The organism is Agromyces sp. Marseille-Q5079, assembly GCF_051016555.1.
GTDB lineage: Bacteria > Actinomycetota > Actinomycetes > Actinomycetales > Microbacteriaceae > Agromyces.
The window spans coordinates 145,373-163,715 of sequence record NZ_JBPEJF010000002.1 but is presented as its reverse complement, the minus strand read 5'-3'; the positions used below and the strand labels follow the sequence as shown (position 1 = coordinate 163,715).

The following is an 18,343-nucleotide window of genomic DNA, read 5'->3' as shown; positions in this document are numbered from 1 at the left end:
CCCCGTCGGGCGGTGCCCCGAATGAACGTCCCCGATCGTCGGCGGCCATGGCCGAGCAGTTCGTGAGCCTGCGCTCCGAAGCCGTCGTGCGCGCCTGCGTGAGGAGATCTGGTGGGCCCCGTGGGGCTCGAACCCACGACCCGCGGATTAAAAGTCCGCTGCTCTGCCAACTGAGCTAGAGGCCCGCCGAACCAGAATAGCCTGCTCCAGCACGAGCGCTGCGCTCTGCGAGTCGATGTCGGTGGCGCACCGTATCGTGGCGGATCCGCGCGGATGTCGGACCGGGCGTGGCTGTGTGCGGGCGCGCAACGAAGGAGCGGCGATGAAGCGATGCTCGACGTGCGGGGTCCCCCGTACGCACGCGGAGTTCAACCTGCGGCGTGCTTCGCCAGACGGCTACCAGTCGGTCTGTCGCGCCTGCAATCGCGCCCGCGCCAAGCGGTACTACCTCGAGAACCTCGAGCACCACCGGCGCGCAGTCGCCGCGCAGGTGGCGAAGACGAGGTCGGCCCACCTCGAACGCATCGGGCGGTACCTCCTCCAACACCCCTGCGTCGATTGCGGCGAGAGGGACCTCCGCGTCCTCGACTTCGATCATCGCGACGGGGTCGAGAAAGCGGCCGAGGTGATGAAGCTCGCGAAGGCGGCGTACTCCTGGCGACGGGTCAGCGATGAGATCGCGAAATGCGACGTCCGGTGTCGCAACTGCCACGCCCGCGTCACCTACGAGCGACTCGGCGGCGATTGGCGCAGCCGGATGTGGTCGGGCGAGACCGGACGATGACGGTGGACTGCCCTTGCGGCGAAGTCGGCGGTCACCCTGGCAGGCGGAGTAGGGTGGCGCGCGATGGTTTCAGACGACAGCTTCCACCGGCCGACCAGGTTCGCCCCGCACAAGTTCGACGCGATCGTGGGCGGCGAAGACCCGGCGCAGCTCAGCCGCATGGCGCACGACACCGCGTCGGCCCTGCTCGCGCGGGTTCGCGAAGATCCCGACCCCGAGGTGGTCGCGCGACTCGTGTCCTACACCGACGAGCACGGCATCGATGCGATCGCCGAGCTCTGGTCGCATGCCTCGGCCAAGAGCCTGCCCGGTGCGCTCTGGCGCGTGTACCTGCTGCGCACCCTCATCCGTCAAGACCCGCAGGGCGTGAGCCTCGGCTACCAGCGCGGGGCCGCGGTGTCGCACACGATCGACCAGGTCGTCGCCGGCGCGCCGGCCCCGGCCGGCCCCGACGAGGTCCGAGAACTCGCCGATCGCATCCTGACCGGACTGTTCACGGGCGACTTCGCCGTCGCGCTCGATCGCGCCGCGGCCTTCTGCCGGGTCGTCGCAGCAGGGTTCGCCAGCATCGCCGACGACGCCGATGCCTCGGACTCCGTGCACCCCGATCGTCCGGGCGAGCTCACGCGGCGCGCCCTTCGCCTCACGCAGCTCGCCGACGAGCTCATCGCGTGCGCCAGGCTCTGGCGTCGCGACTCGCTCGACTGACCGGTTCGCCAGGTTGGCCCGGTTCGGCACGGCCCGCGTCGTGCGGGCCGTGCCGGCGATCGAGTGCTCCGATCACGCGAGATCAAGCGCCATTCGCCGTCGCCATGCCGCGTACGCCCAGACGGCGAGTGCGAGCGTCGGTCCCCAGTACCAGAACGGCAGCACGAGGTTGACGAGGAGCGGGCTGACGGGATCGCCCGGGTCGCCGATCCCCGAGACGAGCATGGGGCTCGCCGACACGCAGAGGATCCCGGCGGCGATGGCTCCCGGAACGACCGCGGTCGCAGCGGGAACGGTGCGGCCGCCGATCCGCGGCATCCAGCGGGGGAACCGCAGGCCCCACGGCAGGATGAGGCCGAGCGTGAGCACGCTCGCGGCGACCGCACCGGCGCCCAGCATGAGGCCCGTGGCGAGCATGGGGGCGGTGATCTCCTCCCTGCCGGCCGGCCCGAACAGCGGCCATGGGGTCAGCCAGGATGCCCGGGCGATGGCGTAGGGGAGCGGGCCCGCGGCGGCCAGGATCGTGAGCAGCCTGCGGTGGCGCACGAGCCGCCCCTCGAAGCGCCGGCCGCCTCGCGTGCGACCGACCACGACGACGGTGATCACGGCCCATGCGAGCATCGCGGCGACGGTCACGGCGATGACGGCGATGTTCAGCAGGTCGTCGGCCAGCGCAGCACCGAACGCTGCGGCGAACTCCACGATGCCGTCGACGGTGACCCCGGCCCAGGCGGATGCCGCGATCAGCGCGACGACTCCGCCGAGCACCGGCAGGCCGAGCCGGGGCGCCCGGAAGGGGAGCACGGCGGCCGTGACGAGCCCGGCTGCGACCGCGGCGGCACCGAACACGTAGCCGGCGAAGGCGATGACGTGGATGCTGCCGAGGGTGACCGAGAGCGCCGCGGCGAGTACCGCGCCACCGGGAGCGGCGACACCGACGGGGTCGGCGCGCCGCTCGAGGAGCAGGGGCACTGCGAGCAGGATGCCGAGGAGGCCGATCCCCAGGGCGGCGCCCGCCACCGCGGCCGGGCCGAGCACGGAGGAGACGAGGCTCATCATCTCGCCATTGGCGAAGGGGTTGAGGCCAGGGGAGAGAAGCCAGACGAGCCCCAGCCCTGCGATGGCCGATGAGGTGACGAGGGCGGCCGATGCCAACGCACGGAGACCCGGGTGCGCTCGGTCGCGTTCGAGGACCGCCGTCGATCGGGCGTCTGCCGCTGGAGGTGTCGAGTGCATGGTGGTATTCACGGTCCTTCCGGATGCCGCCCGAACGCCGTGTGCGATCGGGAGGCGCTCAGCGTCGCAGTCGACGGTGCGACGCCACCTCACCCGGACGGACGAGATCGGCTCCGGCGCGGCCGGGTAGCGTGGAGCGCGAAATGGGTGCGTCGTCCGGTCCTCGGTCCACCTCGTCCGCGGCATCCCGCGAGGCGCCGTTCGACCTGCCCGCCGCGGCCGCCGCGGGCTCGAGCGGGACCCGGCCGCCGTCGACCGCCGACTGGGTCTGGGCGGCCGCCTGTGCCGCGGCACTCCTGCCGGTGACCGTCGTCGAACTCGTTCGCGAGGCCGGCCCGGCACCTGATGCCGTCTGGCTCGCCGGCACGATCTCGCTCTTCGTCGTGCTGCACCTCCTGGTGGTCGTGCGCCGCCGATCGCCGCGCCTGGCGCTGTTCGCGGCATCCGCCGTGATGCTCCTGCTCTCGATGGCGAGCCTTCCCGGCACGTCCTCGATCGCGGTGCTGCTGCCGAGCAGCGCCGCCTATCTCGTCTTCGTCTTCACGGCGGCGGCGAGTGACGATGGCTGGGCGGATGCCTCGGCCATCGTGCTCGGCCTGCTCGGTGCCGGACTCATGACCCTGGTCGCCTTCGCGCACGGCCCGGTTCCCGAGCCCTGGGTGCTCGTCGCGCTCTGCGGCTTCCTCGTCGCCTCGATCGCCGCCGCGTGGGCGCTCGGCCGGTACCGCCGGGAATCGCGGAGGAAGCGGGTCGCCCAAGAGCTCGGGCGCCGGCAGTCCGCCGAGTTGCAGCTCCAGGGCGAACGTGCGGCCGTCGCCGACGAACGTCGTCGCATCGGGCGCGAGCTGCACGACGTCATCTCGCATTCGCTCGCCGTGATGGTCACCCAGGCCGAAGCCTCGCGCGTGCTGCTCGACCGTGACGAGGCGCGAGCGCGCACGGCGATCGAACAGGTGGTCGCGACCGGTCGCGCGGCCATGACCGACATGCGCGGGCTCCTCGGGGTGCTCGTCGACCCGCCTGCCTCCGACGACGCACCGAGCCCCGGACCGCGCGAGCCGAGCCCCGGCCTCGGCGATCTGGCCGCGCTCGTGGAACGGGCCGGGGCACCGGGGCGGCGCGTGGCCCTCGTCGAGACGGGCGACTCGCGGGCGGTGAGTCCCGGCACCGCGCTCGCCGTGTACCGCGCGGTGCAGGAGTCCCTCACGAACACGCTGAAGCACACCGACCCGCCGACGAGCAACGAGGTGCGGCTCTGGTGGGCCGCCGACGAGTTGGTGCTCGAGATCGTCGACGACGGTCCGCCGAGGTTCGGGGAGCCGCCCTCGGCCGGCAGCGGCATCCGGGGCATGCGCGACCGTGTCGAGCGGCTCGGCGGCCGGTTCGAGAGCGGACCCCTCGATGGCGGCGGCTGGCGCACAAGGGCCGCGTTCCGCATCGGAGAGGCGGTGTCTGCCGATGTCCGATGACCCCGAGCAGCCGCGCATCCGGGTCGCCATCGCCGACGACCAGGAGCTCATCCGCACTGCGGTCGGGGCGATGGTCGAGGTGCACGACGACCTCGAACTCGTCCTCGAGGCGGCCGACGGTGCAGAGCTCCTCGAATCGGCGCGCGCCCATCGGGTCGACGTGGTGCTGATGGACATCCGGATGCCGCGGCTCGACGGCATCGCGGCGACCGAACGACTGCTCGACTCGCAGGCGGGCGTTCGCGTCCTGATCCTCACCACGTACGATCTCGACGAGTACGTGTTCGCCGCGATCCGGGCGGGCGCGAGCGGGTTCCTCACGAAGGACGCCTCGAGCGACGAGTTGGCGGAGGCGATCCGTTCCGTGCACGCGGGCGACGCCGTCGTCGCCCCGCGGGCCACGGCGAGCCTGCTCGACTTCGTGGCCCGTGCGCCGGAGCCCGTGGATCCCGAGGTGTTGCTCGCCCCGTTCACGCCCCGCGAACGCGACGTGCTGAGGGAGGTGCTGACCGGTGCCTCGAACGACGTGATCGGCGATCGATTGTTCTTGACCGGAAACACCGTCAGGACGCATATCGCGTCCATTCTCGCGAAGCTCGGGCTGCCCGATCGCGTCCATGTCGTCATCTGGGCCTTCGAGAACGGGCTCGCAGGACGCGCGCACCGGCGCGCGTGAGCGGTCTCCCTTCCGTCCGGGACGTGGATTCGGCGGCCCAGGTCCGCGTGCGGAATAGAGCACCCCTCCGGCTCGTTTACACTTGACGTGGCCGGCCGCAGTAACCCCGGGCTCCAATATTCGCCGCTCCGAGCGGCCTCGCGCCGAGAGGCGTTCCTGCGGCCGGCTGCTTCACCTCCGGGCGCTTCGGGCCCGGGCGTCCTCGAATTCAGCCGCCCGCCGGGACTGCGAGCCGCACCCCTTCGGCGTCGCTCCAGTCCGTGATCCGGCGCTCCAGGTCGGTGCGGCCGACGCGCCCGCCGGGGGAGTACGTCTCCACGAAGCGGCCGGGGCGCACGCGCGGCTCGTCGGCCCACAACCGGTCCAGATCCGCCTCGGCATCGGCGTCGCCGGCATCCGCCCTGAGCGTGAGGTCCGCGATGCGGTCGGTGAGCGCCAGGCGCTCGGGATCGAGCTCGGCGCCGGGCGAGGCCATGGCGCCCCACTCATCCCAGAGCAGCAGTTCGCACCGCTGCCGGTGCGCGAGATCGGCGAGCACGTAGCGCTGCACGAACGACGGCCCGGCGAGCCCGCTGCCGGGGCCGACGCCGTGGTCGGTCAGGTCGGCGCGGTCGGCCCGGTAGTCCTGCCACGCCTCCGCGGCGGTGCGGAATCCGCGCGGCTCGCCCGACGGCAGGTCGTCGACCGCGAAGTCGAAGCCCGCCTGGTCGAGCTCGGGGTCGAAGCGCCGCCAGCGAGCCTCCTCCTCGTCCCATCGCTCCACGACCACGTGGTCGTGCGCGTAGTCCGGCGCGAAGTAGCCCGCGAATCCGAGGCGGGTCCGTGCCGCGATGCCGTGTTCGCGCAGGATCGCGACGGTGAGCAGGGAGTGATCGCGGCAGCATCCGCCGACGCGGTCGGCCGCCTCGCGCGGCTCGTCGAGTGCGCCGGGCCGGCGTTCGGCGAGCGCGTCGAGGATCGAGCCGATCCAGCGGCGGTCGACGTCCTCCATCTGCGCGGGGCCGACACCGCCCGGGGTGGCGCGGTAGTGGTCGATGACGTTCGACACCGTGCGATGGAGGGACGCGGTGTCCGTGCCGACGTCGCGGAGGAGCGCCGCATGACGACCCGGATCGGTGAGGTCGGAATGGGCGCGGTACCGGTCGACGGCGGTGGGTGAGAGGGTCTGCGGTTCGGTCATGCCATGAGCGTGGAGCCTGCCCCAGGGGCAGGGTCAAGCCTGCAGTGCGATCGGGACCGCGATCGTCGCCACGATCTCGCCGGGCACGGTGCTCCAGGGTCGTTCGTAGAGCTCGCGCGGAGCGCCGGTCGCGCCTCCCCGGAGTTCGGCGGCGCGGTGGACGGCGTCGTAGAAGCGCAGCAGTGCCGGGTACGCGAGCTCGTCGGCGGTCACGTCGACCGCGGCGAACCCCATGGCGGGTTCGGCGCGCAGCACGACCTCGCCGACCGGATCGGCCCGGCCCTCGTAGGGCACCGCGGTCTCGATGCGGCCGGGCAGGTCGAACCCGACCGGTTCGTGGAAGACGACCTGGTGCGCGTCGCCCGGCTGCGCGCCCTGTTCGGCGAGCTGCCGGCGCAGGGCGATGACGTCGGCGATGATCGTCGGCACGAGCTCCGTCTGCTCGACGACGCGCGTGATCGAGGCCAGCATCCGCCCGTCGCGGTGGTCGACGCGGACCCGGTCGCCGACCGCAGCGGCGGCGACGGTGAGGGTGTCGAGATGCTCGTTCGACGCCGTCTCAGCCACGACGTCGACGACCTGGCTCCGCCGGGCGAACGCCGCGCGTTCGGCCGCCCACCACGCGGTCAGCTCGCGCCGCACCGAGTCGGGTGGTGCATCGAGCAGCTCGCGCACCCGCGCCAGCGGCATCCCGACCCGGCGCAGGGCCTGGATCGACCGCGCCCGTGCGAGCTCGGCCTCGCCGTACCTGCGGTACCCGGTCACGGGATCGACGGATGCCGGGACGAGCAGCCCGTCGGCCTCGTACAGTCGCAGCGCTTTCAACGACAGGCCGGAGGCTCGCGACATCTCACCGGTGCCGAGTTCGTGCATGCGTCGAGGCTAGCGCCGCCCGCCGTCGCGATGTCGACCGCGCGTGCGCGCGCGGCGAGCGCCGAGGTGCCGCCACGGGGAGCGATCGGCCCGCGGCATCCGCGTAGCATCGGAGCATGACCGTGACGCTCCTGCTCGAACCGCTGCCCGCCGACGCCCGCATCGACGACCTCGCGTCGACGTTCCGCGAGGTTCCGGCGGATGCCCCCGCGCTCCGCGTCGGCGAGCTCTCGACCCAGCGCGGCGACGGGGTCTTCGAGACGATCTCGGTCACGAACGGCCACGCCCAGGAGACGGGGCCGCACCTCGAGCGCCTCCGCAACTCCGCCGTGATCTGCGAGCTGCCCGAGCCGAACCTGCCGCAGTGGCGGGCGGCCATCGCCAGGGCGGTCGAGCTGCTGCCGGGCGAGGGGGAGTTCGCCCTGAAGCTGGTGCTGAGTCGCGGTGTCGAGCACGGGCCGGCGCCGACCGCCTGGCTGCACGCCGCGCCCGCCTCCGACTTCAGCCGGCCCCGCGAACAGGGCATCAGCGTCGTCACCCTCGATCGCGGGTACGCCCACGACGCGGCGGCGAAGGCGCCCTGGCTCCTGCTCGGCGCGAAGACGCTCAGCTATGCGACGAACATGGCGGCACTCCGCGAGGCGCACCGTCGCGGCGCCGACGACACGATCTTCACCTCGTCCGACGGGTTCGTGATGGAGGGCCCGACGTCGAGCGTGATCCTGCGGCACGGCGACCTCTACTCGACGCCCGCGCCGTCGGGCGCGATCCTGCACGGCACGACGCAGATGAGCCTGTTCGATCACCTCGCCGAGACGGGGCGGCGCACGCAGTACCGCGACATCCGCATCGAGGAGCTCTCCACGGCCGATGCGATCTGGCTCGTGTCCAGCGTCCGGCTCGCCGCCGGCGTGACCGAACTCGATGGCGCGATCTTCCCGTACGACGCCGAGGAGACGCGCGCGTTCAACGAATACCTGCTGACGCCGCGCGACTGATCCGGCCGCGGCCGCCCCGGCATCCGCGCTGCCGTCTCGGGCGAGCGGATGCCGCGACGATGCTCCGACGTCCCCTGAACGGGGAATTGCGCTCAGGTGGATCCACCCTCGACTCCGGTTTGTAAATGTTGCTAACATAACCGCACGCGATCAGTGAAGTGAGCGAGCGGAGGGTGGCACCCATGAACGAGGAACCGCGTCGGGAACCACGCGATCGCGCCATCGTCGAGGTGTTCGAGGGGTCGAGCGCGATCATCGAGCTGCTCTCGAGGCACCGCATCACGGCCGCACCGCACGTCGCGACCCGGCTCGGGCTGGGGCTCGGCGGCGACGCCGACGCGATCGTGCAGGTCGCCACGGCGCTGCGGAGCTCGCAGCGTCTCGGCCTCGCATCGCTGCCCGACCCCCTGCCGTTGGTGCCCGCCATCGACGCCGCCGTCGGCCCAGAGGGCGAACGCCTCGCCCCGTGGGAGCGCCAGGCGCTCGTCATCGCCGCGGTCTGCATCGACGATCGCATCGACGTGCTGCTCAGCGCGACCGGCCGGTCGATGGCCGACCTCGTCGAGAGCCGGTTGAGCCGGCACCTCCTGCTCGTCGCGGGCCACTTCGCCTTCGCCGATCCCCGCACCCGCGTCTGGGTGCACGCGCACGCCTCCCTCGCCGACCGCACGGCGGCGCACGCCGCGCTCGCCGAGGCGTACGGGGCGACCGGCGTCGTCGACCAGTCGGTCTGGCACCGGTCGCTCGCCACCCTCGAGGGCTCGAGCGACCTCGTCGCCCCGCTCCTCGAGATCGCGAAGCGAGCGGATGCCGCAGGCGACGCCGAACGGGCGCATGCGGTCGCCCGTGAGGCGGCGAGCCATGCGGTCGGCGATCAGGCGATCCAGGCGCAGCGCATCGCGGGCCGGGCTGCGCTGCACGCCGGATTCGTCGAGGAGGCCGAGCGCTGGTTCGACGAGGTGATGCGCCGGGGCGATGAGTCCAGCCGGGCGGCGGTGCTCGGCGACCACCTCATCGCGGTGGCGATGTCCAGCGGCGACGTCCCCGATCGCGAGCTCGACGAACGCCTCGACCGGGCTCGGCGCACGGGCGCACCCGGTGACGCCGATCGGCCCCACCTGGCCCGCGCGCTCCTCGTGGCGGCCGGGCTGCTCGCGGAACGCGGGGCGATGCACCGGGCGTCGCAGCGACTCGCCCAGGCTGGCGAACTGCTGCACGGAACGGATCTCGGCCACGAGGAGTGGCAGGTGACGCGCGCCTGGTGCTCGCTCTTCGGCGGGTCGATGTTCGGTGCCGGCGTCCGGCCGCCGTTCGGCCCGCTCGCCGACTCGGCGGGCGACGCCTCGGCGGCGCAGTTCCACGGCGCGCGGTTCCCGGGGGCGGCGTTCTTCCGGAGCATCAGGTCGCTCACCGTCGCGTTGGAACGGGGGCTCTCGGGCGACGCGGGCGGGGCCGCCCGCCGCCTCGTGATGCGGTGCGATCCGGTCGACGATGCGTCGCGACCCGCCGAATCCGCCGCGGAGCGCTCGCCGCTCATGCGGGCCGAACGCGCGGTCGCGATCGCCCTCCTCGAGCTCTGGGCGGGCGAGGTCCGGCGTTCGGCGAACGGCTTGCGGCAGGCGGCCTCCGACCTGCCGATCGCCCTGGCATTCGGCGGCCTCGGCGCGGCCCTCGCCCGTCGGCTCGACCTCATCTCGACCGGGGCGGTCGGGCCGTGGGCGCGATCGCTGGAGGCCGTGCTGCCGCAGCCCGTGCTCGGCGTGCGTCGCGAGGATCTCGTCGATCGAGCCGTGACCGCGCACCTGCAGGGTCGTCGCGCCGAGGCCGAGACCCTCGTCGCGCTCGCCGACGAGCGCTCCCGCAGCGGTCTCGGCTGCGGCCTCCACCTGCCCGGGCTCGATGCCGCGGCCGAGGACCTCGCCGAACCCGGCATCCCGGTCCCGGCGCTCGACCACGGCGGTCCGGCGCACTGCACCGGTCGGCGAACCCCCGATGCGCGGCTCGCGAGCGAGCTCAGGCACCGCATGCGTTGCATCGACCGTGCCGGGTTCGAGGCCGGGTACGCGATCGTCGCCGAACGCGCGCGGGATATCGTCTCGCCGTACGAGCGGGCACGCACCGAGCTCATGCTCGCGCGCGTGTGCGCCTCCTTCGGCGCTTCCGACCGGGCCGACCGGCATCTCGTCGCGGCGGAGCACCTCTTCGGCGACTGCGGGGCCGCCGGCTGGCTTCAGGCCGTCGCGGGCGAGCGCGAGGCGCGGCGACGCCCCGAACGACCGCACACGCTCGAGGTGTTCGGCCGCATCTCGCCCTCGACCCCCGCCCCGCAGAGCGACGGCGCCCCCGGCGCCGTGCGGGCCGGCGGTGCCGGTACCGGCCCGACCCCGGACGCAGCCCGTCCGGCGACGACGGCGACCGTGCGCTCGACCGATGCGGAGCCCTGGGACCTCGCCGACTGCCGCGACGCCTGGGCGCAGGTGCTGACCGAGCGCGAGCTCGAGGTCGCCATGCTCGTCGTCGAGGGCATCTCCAACCGCGATGCGGCGGCGCAGCTGTTCGTGTCGGTCCGTACGGTCGAAGTGCATGTCGGCCGGGTGTTCGCCAAGCTCGCCGTGCATTCCCGCGTCGAGCTCGCGGTGCTCGCGCACCGCATGCGCGGGCGGATGTCGGGCTCGCCTACGTAGTCCCGCGTATGCGTGGATGTGCTGATTCGCCGCCGTCGCGCCTGCATTAGCGTCGGGCTGCCCGCGTGCTGCGCGGGCCGAGACATCCGAATCAGACGGGAACGACATGCGAACACCCAGTCGAACGCGCGCGCGGCTCGTGACCGCCGCGGCCGGCATCGGCCTCCTCCTGGCAGCCCTCATCCCTCCGGCGATCGCGAACGCGGCCGAGCCGTGCGCCGCCGCATGGAACGCGACGACCGCCTACTCGGGCGGCGCGAAGACCTCCTACCAGGGCGTGAACTACACCGCGAAGTGGTGGACGCAGAACAACGTGCCGGGCACCGAGCAATGGGGCCCTTGGGGGAGCAATGGCGCCTGCGGAACGGCCACCCCCGATCCGACACCCACGTCGACTCCGACGCCGACGCCGACGCCGACGCCCACGCCGACCCCGACGCCGACGCCGACCCCGACTCCGACCCCGACCCCGGGCACGCCCTGGACGTCCAACCCCGATGAGCAGTGCCGTCCCGACGGCCTCTACCAGACCCCGGGCGTGAACGTGCCCTATTGCACGGTGTACGACACGAACGGCCGCGAGAAGTTGCCGAACGGGCTCGAGCACCGGGTGATCGGCTACTTCACCAGCTGGCGCACCGGCGTCGACGGGACCCCGCGCTACCTCGCGAGCGACATCCCGTGGACCAAGATGAGCCACATCAACTACGCCTTCGCGCACATCGACGGTGCCGGAAAGGTGTCGGTGGGCGCGGAGAACGCGAACGACGCGGCGACCGAGCTGACCTGGCCCGGCGTCGCCGGTGCCGAGATGGACCCGGCGCTTCCGTACAAGGGACACCTCAACCTGCTCGAGAAGTACAAGAAGGCGAACCCGGGCGTGAAGACCCTCGTGTCGGTCGGCGGCTGGGCCGAGACCGGCGGCTTCTTCGGTGCCGACGGCAAGCGCATCGCCGACGGCGGCTTCTACACGATGACGGAGTCGCAGGCGAAGATCGACGCGTTCGCGGACTCCGCGGTCGCGTTCATCCGCCAGTACGGCTTCGACGGCGTCGACATCGACTACGAGTACGCCACCAGCAACAACAAGGCGGGCAACCCCGACGACTTCGGCTTCTCCGAACCGCGTCGGGCCACCCTGTGGGCGAACTACGTGACGCTCATGAAGACGCTGCGCGAGAAGCTCGACCGCGCCGGTGCGGCCGATGGCACGCATTACCAGCTCACGGTCGCCGCCCCCGCCTCGGGATGGCTGCTGCGCGGCGAGGAGGTGCAGCAGGTCGTGCAGTACCTCGACTACCTCAACATGATGTCGTACGACCTGCACGGCGCCTGGAACGAGTACGTCGGCGGCAACGCGCCGCTCTACGACGACGGCAAGGATGCCGAGCTCACCGCCGGCGGCGTCTACACCGCCTACAAGAACATCGGCTACCTGAACACCGACTGGGCGTACCACTACTTCCGCGGCGCGATGCAGGCGGGGCGCATCAACATCGGCGTACCGTTCTACACGCGCGGGTGGACGGGGGTGACCGGCGGCACCGACGGGCTCGGCGGCACGGCGCCGCTGGCAGACCAGACCAAGTGCGCCTACGGCACCGGCGCGACCATCGGCGGCAAGGACAAGTGCGGCAACGGCGCGGGCGGCATCGACAACCTGTGGCACGACAATGACGCCTTCGGAATCCAGATGGCCGCCGGGGCCAACCCGATCTGGCACGTCCTCAACCTGCAGAACGGCAAGGTCGGCGACTACGCGGCGAGCTACGGTTCGCCGACCGCCCCGTTGGTCGGCACGTACGCGCACAAGTTCGATGCGGTGTCGAAGACCGAGTGGTGGTGGAACTCGACGACGAAGACCTTCCTCTCGGGCGACAGCGACCAGGCGATCCAGGCCAAGGCCGACTACGTGGCAGAGAAGGGCCTCGGCGGCATCATGATCTGGGAGCTCGCGGGCGACTACGGTTACGACTCCGCGAAGGGCCAGTACACGATGGGGTCGACGCTCGTGAACCGCATCCACGAGACCCTCTCGGCCTCCCAGCCGTACGGGGCGTCCAAGGCGGCGGCCACGATGCCGACGAAGGCGATCGACCTGCAGGTGTCGTACGGCGAGTTCGCGCTCGGCGACAACAACTACCCGATCAACCCGAAGGTGACCTTCACCAACAAGTCCGCCGCGGCGATCCCCGCCGGGACGAAGATCACCTTCGACACCGGCACGAGCGACAACGGCGAGCTGAAGGAGCAGAACGGCTGGGGTATCACGAAGGTGGCCACCGGGCACGCCGGCAGCAACGTCGGCGGACTGAAGGGCGACTTCCACACGTACGCGATCACGGTCCCGTCGGGTGGCATCCCGGCCGGCGGCTCGCTGTCCACGAAGCTGTCGTGGTCGATGCCGATGGCGCAGCTCTCGAACCTCCGCGTGCAGATCGGCGCGGAGACCTTCGCGACGCTGTACGACCTGCCGCGCGGCGTCAGCGTGGTCGACCCGTCGACCGGAGGTGGAGGCGGAGGCGGCACCGGAGGTGGCACGGGCACGTGCGATGCCGCCGCATGGAGCGCCACGGCCGTGTACACCGGCGGCCAGCAGGTGTCGTACAACGGCGCCGAGTACACCGCGAAGTGGTGGACCCAAGGCAACACGCCCGGATCCACCGACGTCTGGGGTGCCGCCGTCGCCTGCTGAGCGGCCCTGATCGCGCTTGGGCGATCAGGCGGGCGGGGGCTTGTCCATGGTCCCCGCCCGCACCCGGAGCCGGGTACGTAGTCATACGTACCCGGCTCCGTCGCATTCGTCCGAGCATGTGGATCGTGCGGACGACGGGGCGTGGCATCCGCTCGTACCGTTCGACGAGGGGCGCAACCGCGCCCGATCCTCCCTCGACGAAGGACACCATGCAGAGACAGACAAGCACGCGACGGGGCCTGCGCACGACGCTGGCCGCCCTCGCCACCGGCGCGATGGTCGCCGGACTCGCCGCGGTCGGCGCTGCGACCCCCGCCGTCGCCGCCCCCGAGACGGCACCCAGTGCCGTGAACGGATACCGCAACGTCGGCTACTTCGCCCAGTGGGGCGTCTACGGCCGGGCCTTCCAGGCCAAGCAGCTCGAGACCTCCGGCACGGCCGCCGACCTGACGCACATCAACTACTCGTTCGGCAACATCAACTACCAGACCCTCGAGTGCTTCATCGCGAACAAGGCGCAGGGCACGGGGCCGAACGGCTCCGACGGTGCCGGCGACGCGTGGGCCGACTTCGGCATGGGCTACACCGCGGCCAACTCGGTCGCGGGCGTGGCCGACGCGTGGGACCAGAAGCTCGCGGGCTCGTTCAACCAGCTCAAGCAGCTGAAGGCGAAGCATCCGAAGCTCAAGGTCATGATCTCGCTCGGCGGCTGGACCTGGTCGAAGAACTTCTCGAAGGCCGCGGCGACGGATGCCTCGCGCAAGAAGTTCGTGAAGAGCTGCGTCGACCTCTACCTGCGCGGCAACCTGCCCGTGATCGACGGTCGCGGTGGCACGGGTGCGGCCGCCGGCGTCTTCGACGGCATCGACATCGACTGGGAGTGGCCCGGATCGCAGAACGGCGAAGTCGGCAACTCCGTCGACGAGGCCAACGACAAGGCGAACTTCACGCTGCTGCTGAAGGAGTTCCGCACCCAGATCGACGCGCTGACGGCCGAGAACGGCCACCCGTACCAGCTCTCCGCGTTCCTGCCGGCGAACCCGGCCGACATCGCCTCGGGCGGCTGGAACGACCCCGAGAAGTTCCGCTACCTCGACTACGGCAACATCCAGGGCTACGACCTGCACGGCGCGTGGAACCCGACGCTCGCCGGCCACCAGGCCAACCTCTTCGACGACCCCGCCGACACCCGGGCCCCGGCGCAGCGGTTCAGCGTCGACAAGGCCGTCAGGGAGTACCTGAAGACGGGGATCGACCCGAAGCAGCTCGGCATCGGCCTCGCGGCCTACGGGCGCGGCTGGCAGGGCGTGAAGTCCTCCAACGCCTGGAGTGCGGCGACGGATGCCGCTCCCGGCACCTGGGAGAAGGGCAACGAGGACTACGACAAGCTGAAGACCCTCGGCACCGAGTACTACGACGCCGCGCTCGGCGCGGCGTGGCGGTACGACGGCAACCAGTGGTGGAGCTACGACAGCGTGAAGTCGACGACCCGCAAGTCGCAGTACATCGTCGACCAGGGCCTCGGCGGCGGCATGTGGTGGGAGCTCGACGGCGACCGCAACGGCGAGCTCATCGGCACGCTCGCCGACAAGCTCCGCGCCGCGAAGGCGGGACCCGCGACGGATCCGGTCGGCACGACGGACCCGACCGACCCGACGGATCCCACGGACCCGACCGACCCCACCGACCCGACGGACCCGGGAGACTGCGCCGCACCGGCGTGGACGGCGACCGGCGTCTACACGGGCGGCCAGAAGGTCTCGTACAACGGCTCGGAGTACTCGGCGAAGTGGTGGACGCAGGGCGAGACCCCGGGAACGGCCGCCGTCTGGGCGCTCGTGGCCGCGTGCGATCCCACGGATCCGACCGATCCGACCGACCCCACCGACCCGACCGATCCCACCGACCCGACGGACCCCGGCACCTGTGCGGCGGCGGCGTGGGCGGCCACGACCGCGTACAGCAGCGGCGCGGTCGTCAGCTACGGCGGCTCGACCTACAAGGCGAAGTGGTGGACGCAGAACAACACCCCCGGCGCCGAGCAGTGGGGGCCGTGGGCCCTGCAGGGCGCCTGCTGACCTCGGTCGGCGACCGCGGCGACCGCCGAGACGGTCGAACCTGAAACACGGATGCCCCGGAGCGAACTCGCTCCGGGGCATCCGTCGTCTCGGCGACTCAGTCGCGGCATCCGATCATCCGAATCGGCCCGAGACGTAGTCTTCGGTGGCCTTGACGGACGGGTTCGAGAAGATCGTCGTCGTCGCGTCGTACTCGATGAGCTTGCCCGGCTTGCCGGTGCCGGCGATGTTGAAGAAGGCGGTCTTGTCGGACACGCGGCTCGCCTGCTGCATGTTGTGCGTCACGATCACGATCGTGTACTGCTGCTTGAGCTCCTCGATGAGGTCCTCGATGGCGAGGGTCGAGATGGGGTCGAGGGCCGAGCAGGGCTCGTCCATGAGGATCACCTCGGGGGAGACCGCGATCGCACGGGCGATGCAGAGGCGCTGCTGCTGCCCGCCCGAGAGGCCGGAACCCGGTCGGTCCAGGCGGTCCCGCACCTCGTTCCAGAGGTTGGCGCCCTGCAGCGAGCGCTCGACGAGGTCGTCGGCATCCGACTTGGAGATCCTCGCGTTGTTCAGCTTCACGCCGGCGAGCACGTTCTCCCGGATCGACATGGTCGGGAACGGGTTCGGCCGCTGGAAGACCATGCCCACCTGGCGGCGGACGAGCACGGGGTCGACGTCGGGGTCGTAGAGGTTGTTGCCGTCGATGAGCACCTCGCCCTCGACGCGGGCGCCGGGGATCACCTCGTGCATGCGGTTCAGCGTGCGGAGGAACGTGGACTTGCCGCATCCGGAGGGACCGATGAAGGCGGTGACGCTGCGGGGCTCGATCTCGAGGGAGACGCCCTCGACCGCGAGGAACTTGCTGTAGTAGACGTTGAGGTCTCGGACCTCGATGCGCTTTGACACGGGTTTCCTTACTGGCTCGCGGTTCAGCGACCGAACTTGGGGGCGAAGAATCGGGCGACGAGTCGGGCGATGAGGTTCAGCGCCATGACGATGAGGATCAGGGTGAGTGCGGCGGCCCACGCACGGTCGAGGTACGCCTCGGGCGGGTTGCCCTGGTTGGCGTACTGCGTGTACACGAACACGGGCAGCGACGACATCCGGCCCTCGAAGAGGTTGTAGTTCATGCTCTGGGTGAAGCCGGCGGCGATGAGCAGCGGCGCCGTCTCGCCGATGACGCGGGCGACCGAGAGCATGATGCCCGTGGTGATGCCCGCGATCGACGTGGGCAGCACGACCTTGACGATCGTCAGCCACTTCGGCACGCCGAGGGCGTACGCGGCCTCGCGCAACTCGTTCGGCACGAGGCGCAGCATCTCCTCGCTCGAGCGCACGACGACCGGGATCATGAGCACCGAGAGCGCCACGGCGCCGGCGATGCCGAGGCGGATGCCGGGACCGAAGAAGATCGCGAAGAGCGCATAGGCGAACAGGCCGGCGACGATCGACGGGATGCCGGTCATGACGTCGACGAGGAACGTGATGCCCTGCGCGAGGCGCCCGCGGCCGTACTCCACGAGGTAGATCGAGGTGAGCAGGCCGATCGGGATCGAGATGATCGCGGCGGCACCGGTCATGAGCAGCGTGCCGACGATGGCGTGCAGCGCGCCGCCGCCCTCGCCGGTGACGTTGCGCATCGACGACGTGAAGAACTCGGCGTCGAACCGCGCAAGGCCGAACGTGATCACGGTGATGGTCAGCGAGATGAGCGGGATCATCGCGAGGAGGAACGCACCGGTCACGAGCGCCGTGACGAGCCGGTCCATCGCGCGGCGGCCGCCTTCGACGAGGCGGGAGAACAGCCAGATCGCGGGCACGTAGAGCAGCGCGCCGACGAGGATCGCCCCGCCCCAGTTGAAGCCCGCGCCCGATGCCAGGCCGAGCACGAGGAAGAGCGCGATCGAGACGGCGACTGCGGTGCCGAGGATGATCCAGGGCGCCGGTGCGGGGAGGCGTCCCGCGGTGAGCGAGTTCGCGATCGGGGTCGAGGTGACGGATTCGGGCTTGGTCATGGTCATCAGTTCGCTCCCGAGAATTCCTTGCGGCGGCTGACGATCCAGCGCGCGAACGCGTTGACCGCGAAGGTCACGACGAAGAGGATGAGGCCCGTCGCGATCAGCACGTTGACGTTGAGGCCGTACGCCTCGGGGAAGCTCAGCGCGATGTTCGCGGCGATCGTCGACGGGTTCACCGACGTCAGCAGCTGGAACGAGATCACGCCGGTGGCGGAGAGCACCATGGCCACGGCCATCGTCTCGCCGAGCGCGCGGCCGAGTCCGAGGACGGACGCCGAGACGATGCCGGAGCGTCCGAACGGCAGCACCGCCATGCGGATCATCTCCCAGCGCGTGGCACCGAGTGCGAGTGCCGCCTCCTCGTGGAGGACCGGGGTCTGCAGGAAGACCTCGCGGCAGATGGCGGTCATGATCGGGAGCACCATCACGGCGAGCACGATGGCGGCGGTGAGGATGGTGCGGCCCGTGCCCGAGACGGGGCCGGCGAACAGCGGGAACCAGCCGAGGTACTCGACGAGCCAGGAGTACACCGGCTGCACCGCCGGCGCGAGCACGCCGATGCCCCAGAGGCCGAAGACCACCGACGGCACGGCCGCGAGCAGGTCGACGATGTAGCCCAGCACGGACGCGAGGCGACGCGGCGCGTAGTGCGAGATGAAGAGCGCGATGCCGATGGAGACCGGCAGCGCCATGAGCAGCGCGAGTGCCGCTGCCCAGATCGTGCCGAACAGGAGCGGCGCGACGTAGTCCCAGAAGTTCGTCGTGAGGATCGAGGCGTCCTCGCTCGTGGCGAAGAGCGCGGGGACGCTCTGCACGATGAGGAAGATCGCGACGGCCGCGAGCGTCACCAGGATCATCGACCCGGCGAAGACCGCCGACCCCGAGAAGACGCGATCGCCCGGCCGTTGCTTGGCCTTGATGGTGGTGGCCGCTGAGCTCATGTGTTTCGTTTTCCT

General features: G+C 71.3%; 14 protein-coding genes and 1 tRNA gene. 8 read left to right on the top strand and 7 right to left on the bottom strand.

Annotated elements, in window-relative coordinates:
• Positions 1-109: 109 nt before the first annotated feature.
• Positions 110-185 (bottom strand) — tRNA-Lys (locus tag ACR3IO_RS04550).
• 137 nt (positions 186-322) lie between these two features.
• On the opposite strand from ACR3IO_RS04550, the gene ACR3IO_RS04545 reads away from it, so the two are divergent.
• Together ACR3IO_RS04545 and ACR3IO_RS04540 are read left to right on the top strand one after the other, a co-directional pair.
• Positions 323-784, top strand: a complete 462-nt coding sequence (locus ACR3IO_RS04545) for a hypothetical protein (protein WP_434069987.1) — start codon at positions 323-325, stop codon at positions 782-784.
• Positions 785-847: 63 nt separating this feature from the next.
• Positions 848-1,492 carry a DNA-directed RNA polymerase subunit beta gene (locus tag ACR3IO_RS04540; protein ID WP_434069986.1) on the top strand — a complete coding sequence of 215 codons (645 nt, stop codon included), beginning with the start codon at positions 848-850 and terminating at the stop codon, positions 1,490-1,492.
• 72 nt (positions 1,493-1,564) lie between these two features.
• Here ACR3IO_RS04540 and ACR3IO_RS04535 read toward each other — a convergent pair whose 3' ends face one another.
• On the bottom strand, positions 1,565-2,548 hold the full coding sequence (locus ACR3IO_RS04535) for a hypothetical protein (RefSeq protein ID WP_434069985.1): 984 nt from the start codon (positions 2,546-2,548) through the stop codon (positions 1,565-1,567).
• 323 nt (positions 2,549-2,871) lie between these two features.
• On the opposite strand from ACR3IO_RS04535, the gene ACR3IO_RS04530 reads away from it, so the two are divergent.
• Together ACR3IO_RS04530 and ACR3IO_RS04525 are read left to right on the top strand one after the other, a co-directional pair.
• Positions 2,872-4,197, top strand: a complete 1,326-nt coding sequence (locus tag ACR3IO_RS04530; protein ID WP_434069984.1) for a sensor histidine kinase — start codon at positions 2,872-2,874, stop codon at positions 4,195-4,197.
• Positions 4,187-4,873: a response regulator gene (locus ACR3IO_RS04525; protein WP_434069983.1), complete on the top strand. Its 687-nt coding sequence runs from the start codon at positions 4,187-4,189 to the stop codon at positions 4,871-4,873. Before ACR3IO_RS04530 ends, ACR3IO_RS04525 begins: the two co-directional genes overlap by 11 nt.
• A 208-nt stretch (positions 4,874-5,081) precedes the next feature.
• Here the strand turns inward: ACR3IO_RS04525 and ACR3IO_RS04520 are convergent, their stop codons facing one another.
• Together ACR3IO_RS04520 and ACR3IO_RS04515 are read right to left on the bottom strand one after the other, a co-directional pair.
• On the bottom strand, positions 5,082-6,053 hold the full coding sequence (locus ACR3IO_RS04520; protein ID WP_434069982.1) for a transglutaminase-like domain-containing protein: 972 nt from the start codon (positions 6,051-6,053) through the stop codon (positions 5,082-5,084).
• Positions 6,054-6,086: 33 nt separating this feature from the next.
• On the bottom strand, positions 6,087-6,926 hold the full coding sequence (locus ACR3IO_RS04515) for a MerR family transcriptional regulator (protein WP_434069981.1): 840 nt from the start codon (positions 6,924-6,926) through the stop codon (positions 6,087-6,089).
• A 116-nt stretch (positions 6,927-7,042) separates the two neighbouring features.
• Here ACR3IO_RS04515 and ACR3IO_RS04510 point away from each other — a divergent pair, with 116 nt between their 5' ends.
• The 4 genes from ACR3IO_RS04510 to ACR3IO_RS04495 all read left to right on the top strand — a co-directional run bounded on the left by ACR3IO_RS04510 (position 7,043) and on the right by ACR3IO_RS04495 (position 15,381).
• Positions 7,043-7,924, top strand: coding sequence for an aminodeoxychorismate lyase (locus ACR3IO_RS04510; protein ID WP_434069980.1), 882 nt, complete (start codon positions 7,043-7,045; stop codon positions 7,922-7,924).
• Between the two features lie 182 nt (positions 7,925-8,106).
• Positions 8,107-10,608 carry a LuxR C-terminal-related transcriptional regulator gene (locus ACR3IO_RS04505; protein ID WP_434069979.1) on the top strand — a complete coding sequence of 834 codons (2,502 nt, stop codon included), beginning with the start codon at positions 8,107-8,109 and terminating at the stop codon, positions 10,606-10,608.
• Positions 10,609-10,714: 106 nt separating this feature from the next.
• Positions 10,715-13,303: a glycosyl hydrolase family 18 protein gene (locus ACR3IO_RS04500; protein ID WP_434069978.1), complete on the top strand. Its 2,589-nt coding sequence runs from the start codon at positions 10,715-10,717 to the stop codon at positions 13,301-13,303.
• 209 nt (positions 13,304-13,512) lie between these two features.
• Positions 13,513-15,381, top strand: coding sequence for a glycosyl hydrolase family 18 protein (locus tag ACR3IO_RS04495; RefSeq protein ID WP_434069977.1), 1,869 nt, complete (start codon positions 13,513-13,515; stop codon positions 15,379-15,381).
• Between the two features lie 114 nt (positions 15,382-15,495).
• Here ACR3IO_RS04495 and pstB read toward each other — a convergent pair whose 3' ends face one another.
• Genes pstB through pstC form a run of 3 tightly spaced genes read right to left on the bottom strand, consistent with a single transcriptional unit; the run spans position 15,496 to position 18,328 of the window.
• Complete coding sequence (pstB, locus tag ACR3IO_RS04490; protein WP_434069976.1) at positions 15,496-16,275, bottom strand: phosphate ABC transporter ATP-binding protein PstB; 780 nt, start codon at positions 16,273-16,275, stop codon at positions 15,496-15,498.
• Between the two features lie 23 nt (positions 16,276-16,298).
• Positions 16,299-17,390, bottom strand: a complete 1,092-nt coding sequence (gene pstA, locus ACR3IO_RS04485) for a phosphate ABC transporter permease PstA (protein WP_434069975.1) — start codon at positions 17,388-17,390, stop codon at positions 16,299-16,301.
• Complete coding sequence (pstC, locus tag ACR3IO_RS04480; protein ID WP_434069974.1) at positions 17,390-18,328, bottom strand: phosphate ABC transporter permease subunit PstC; 939 nt, start codon at positions 18,326-18,328, stop codon at positions 17,390-17,392. The genes pstA and pstC overlap by 1 nt, the downstream gene beginning before the upstream one ends.
• Positions 18,329-18,343 lie beyond the last annotated feature (15 nt).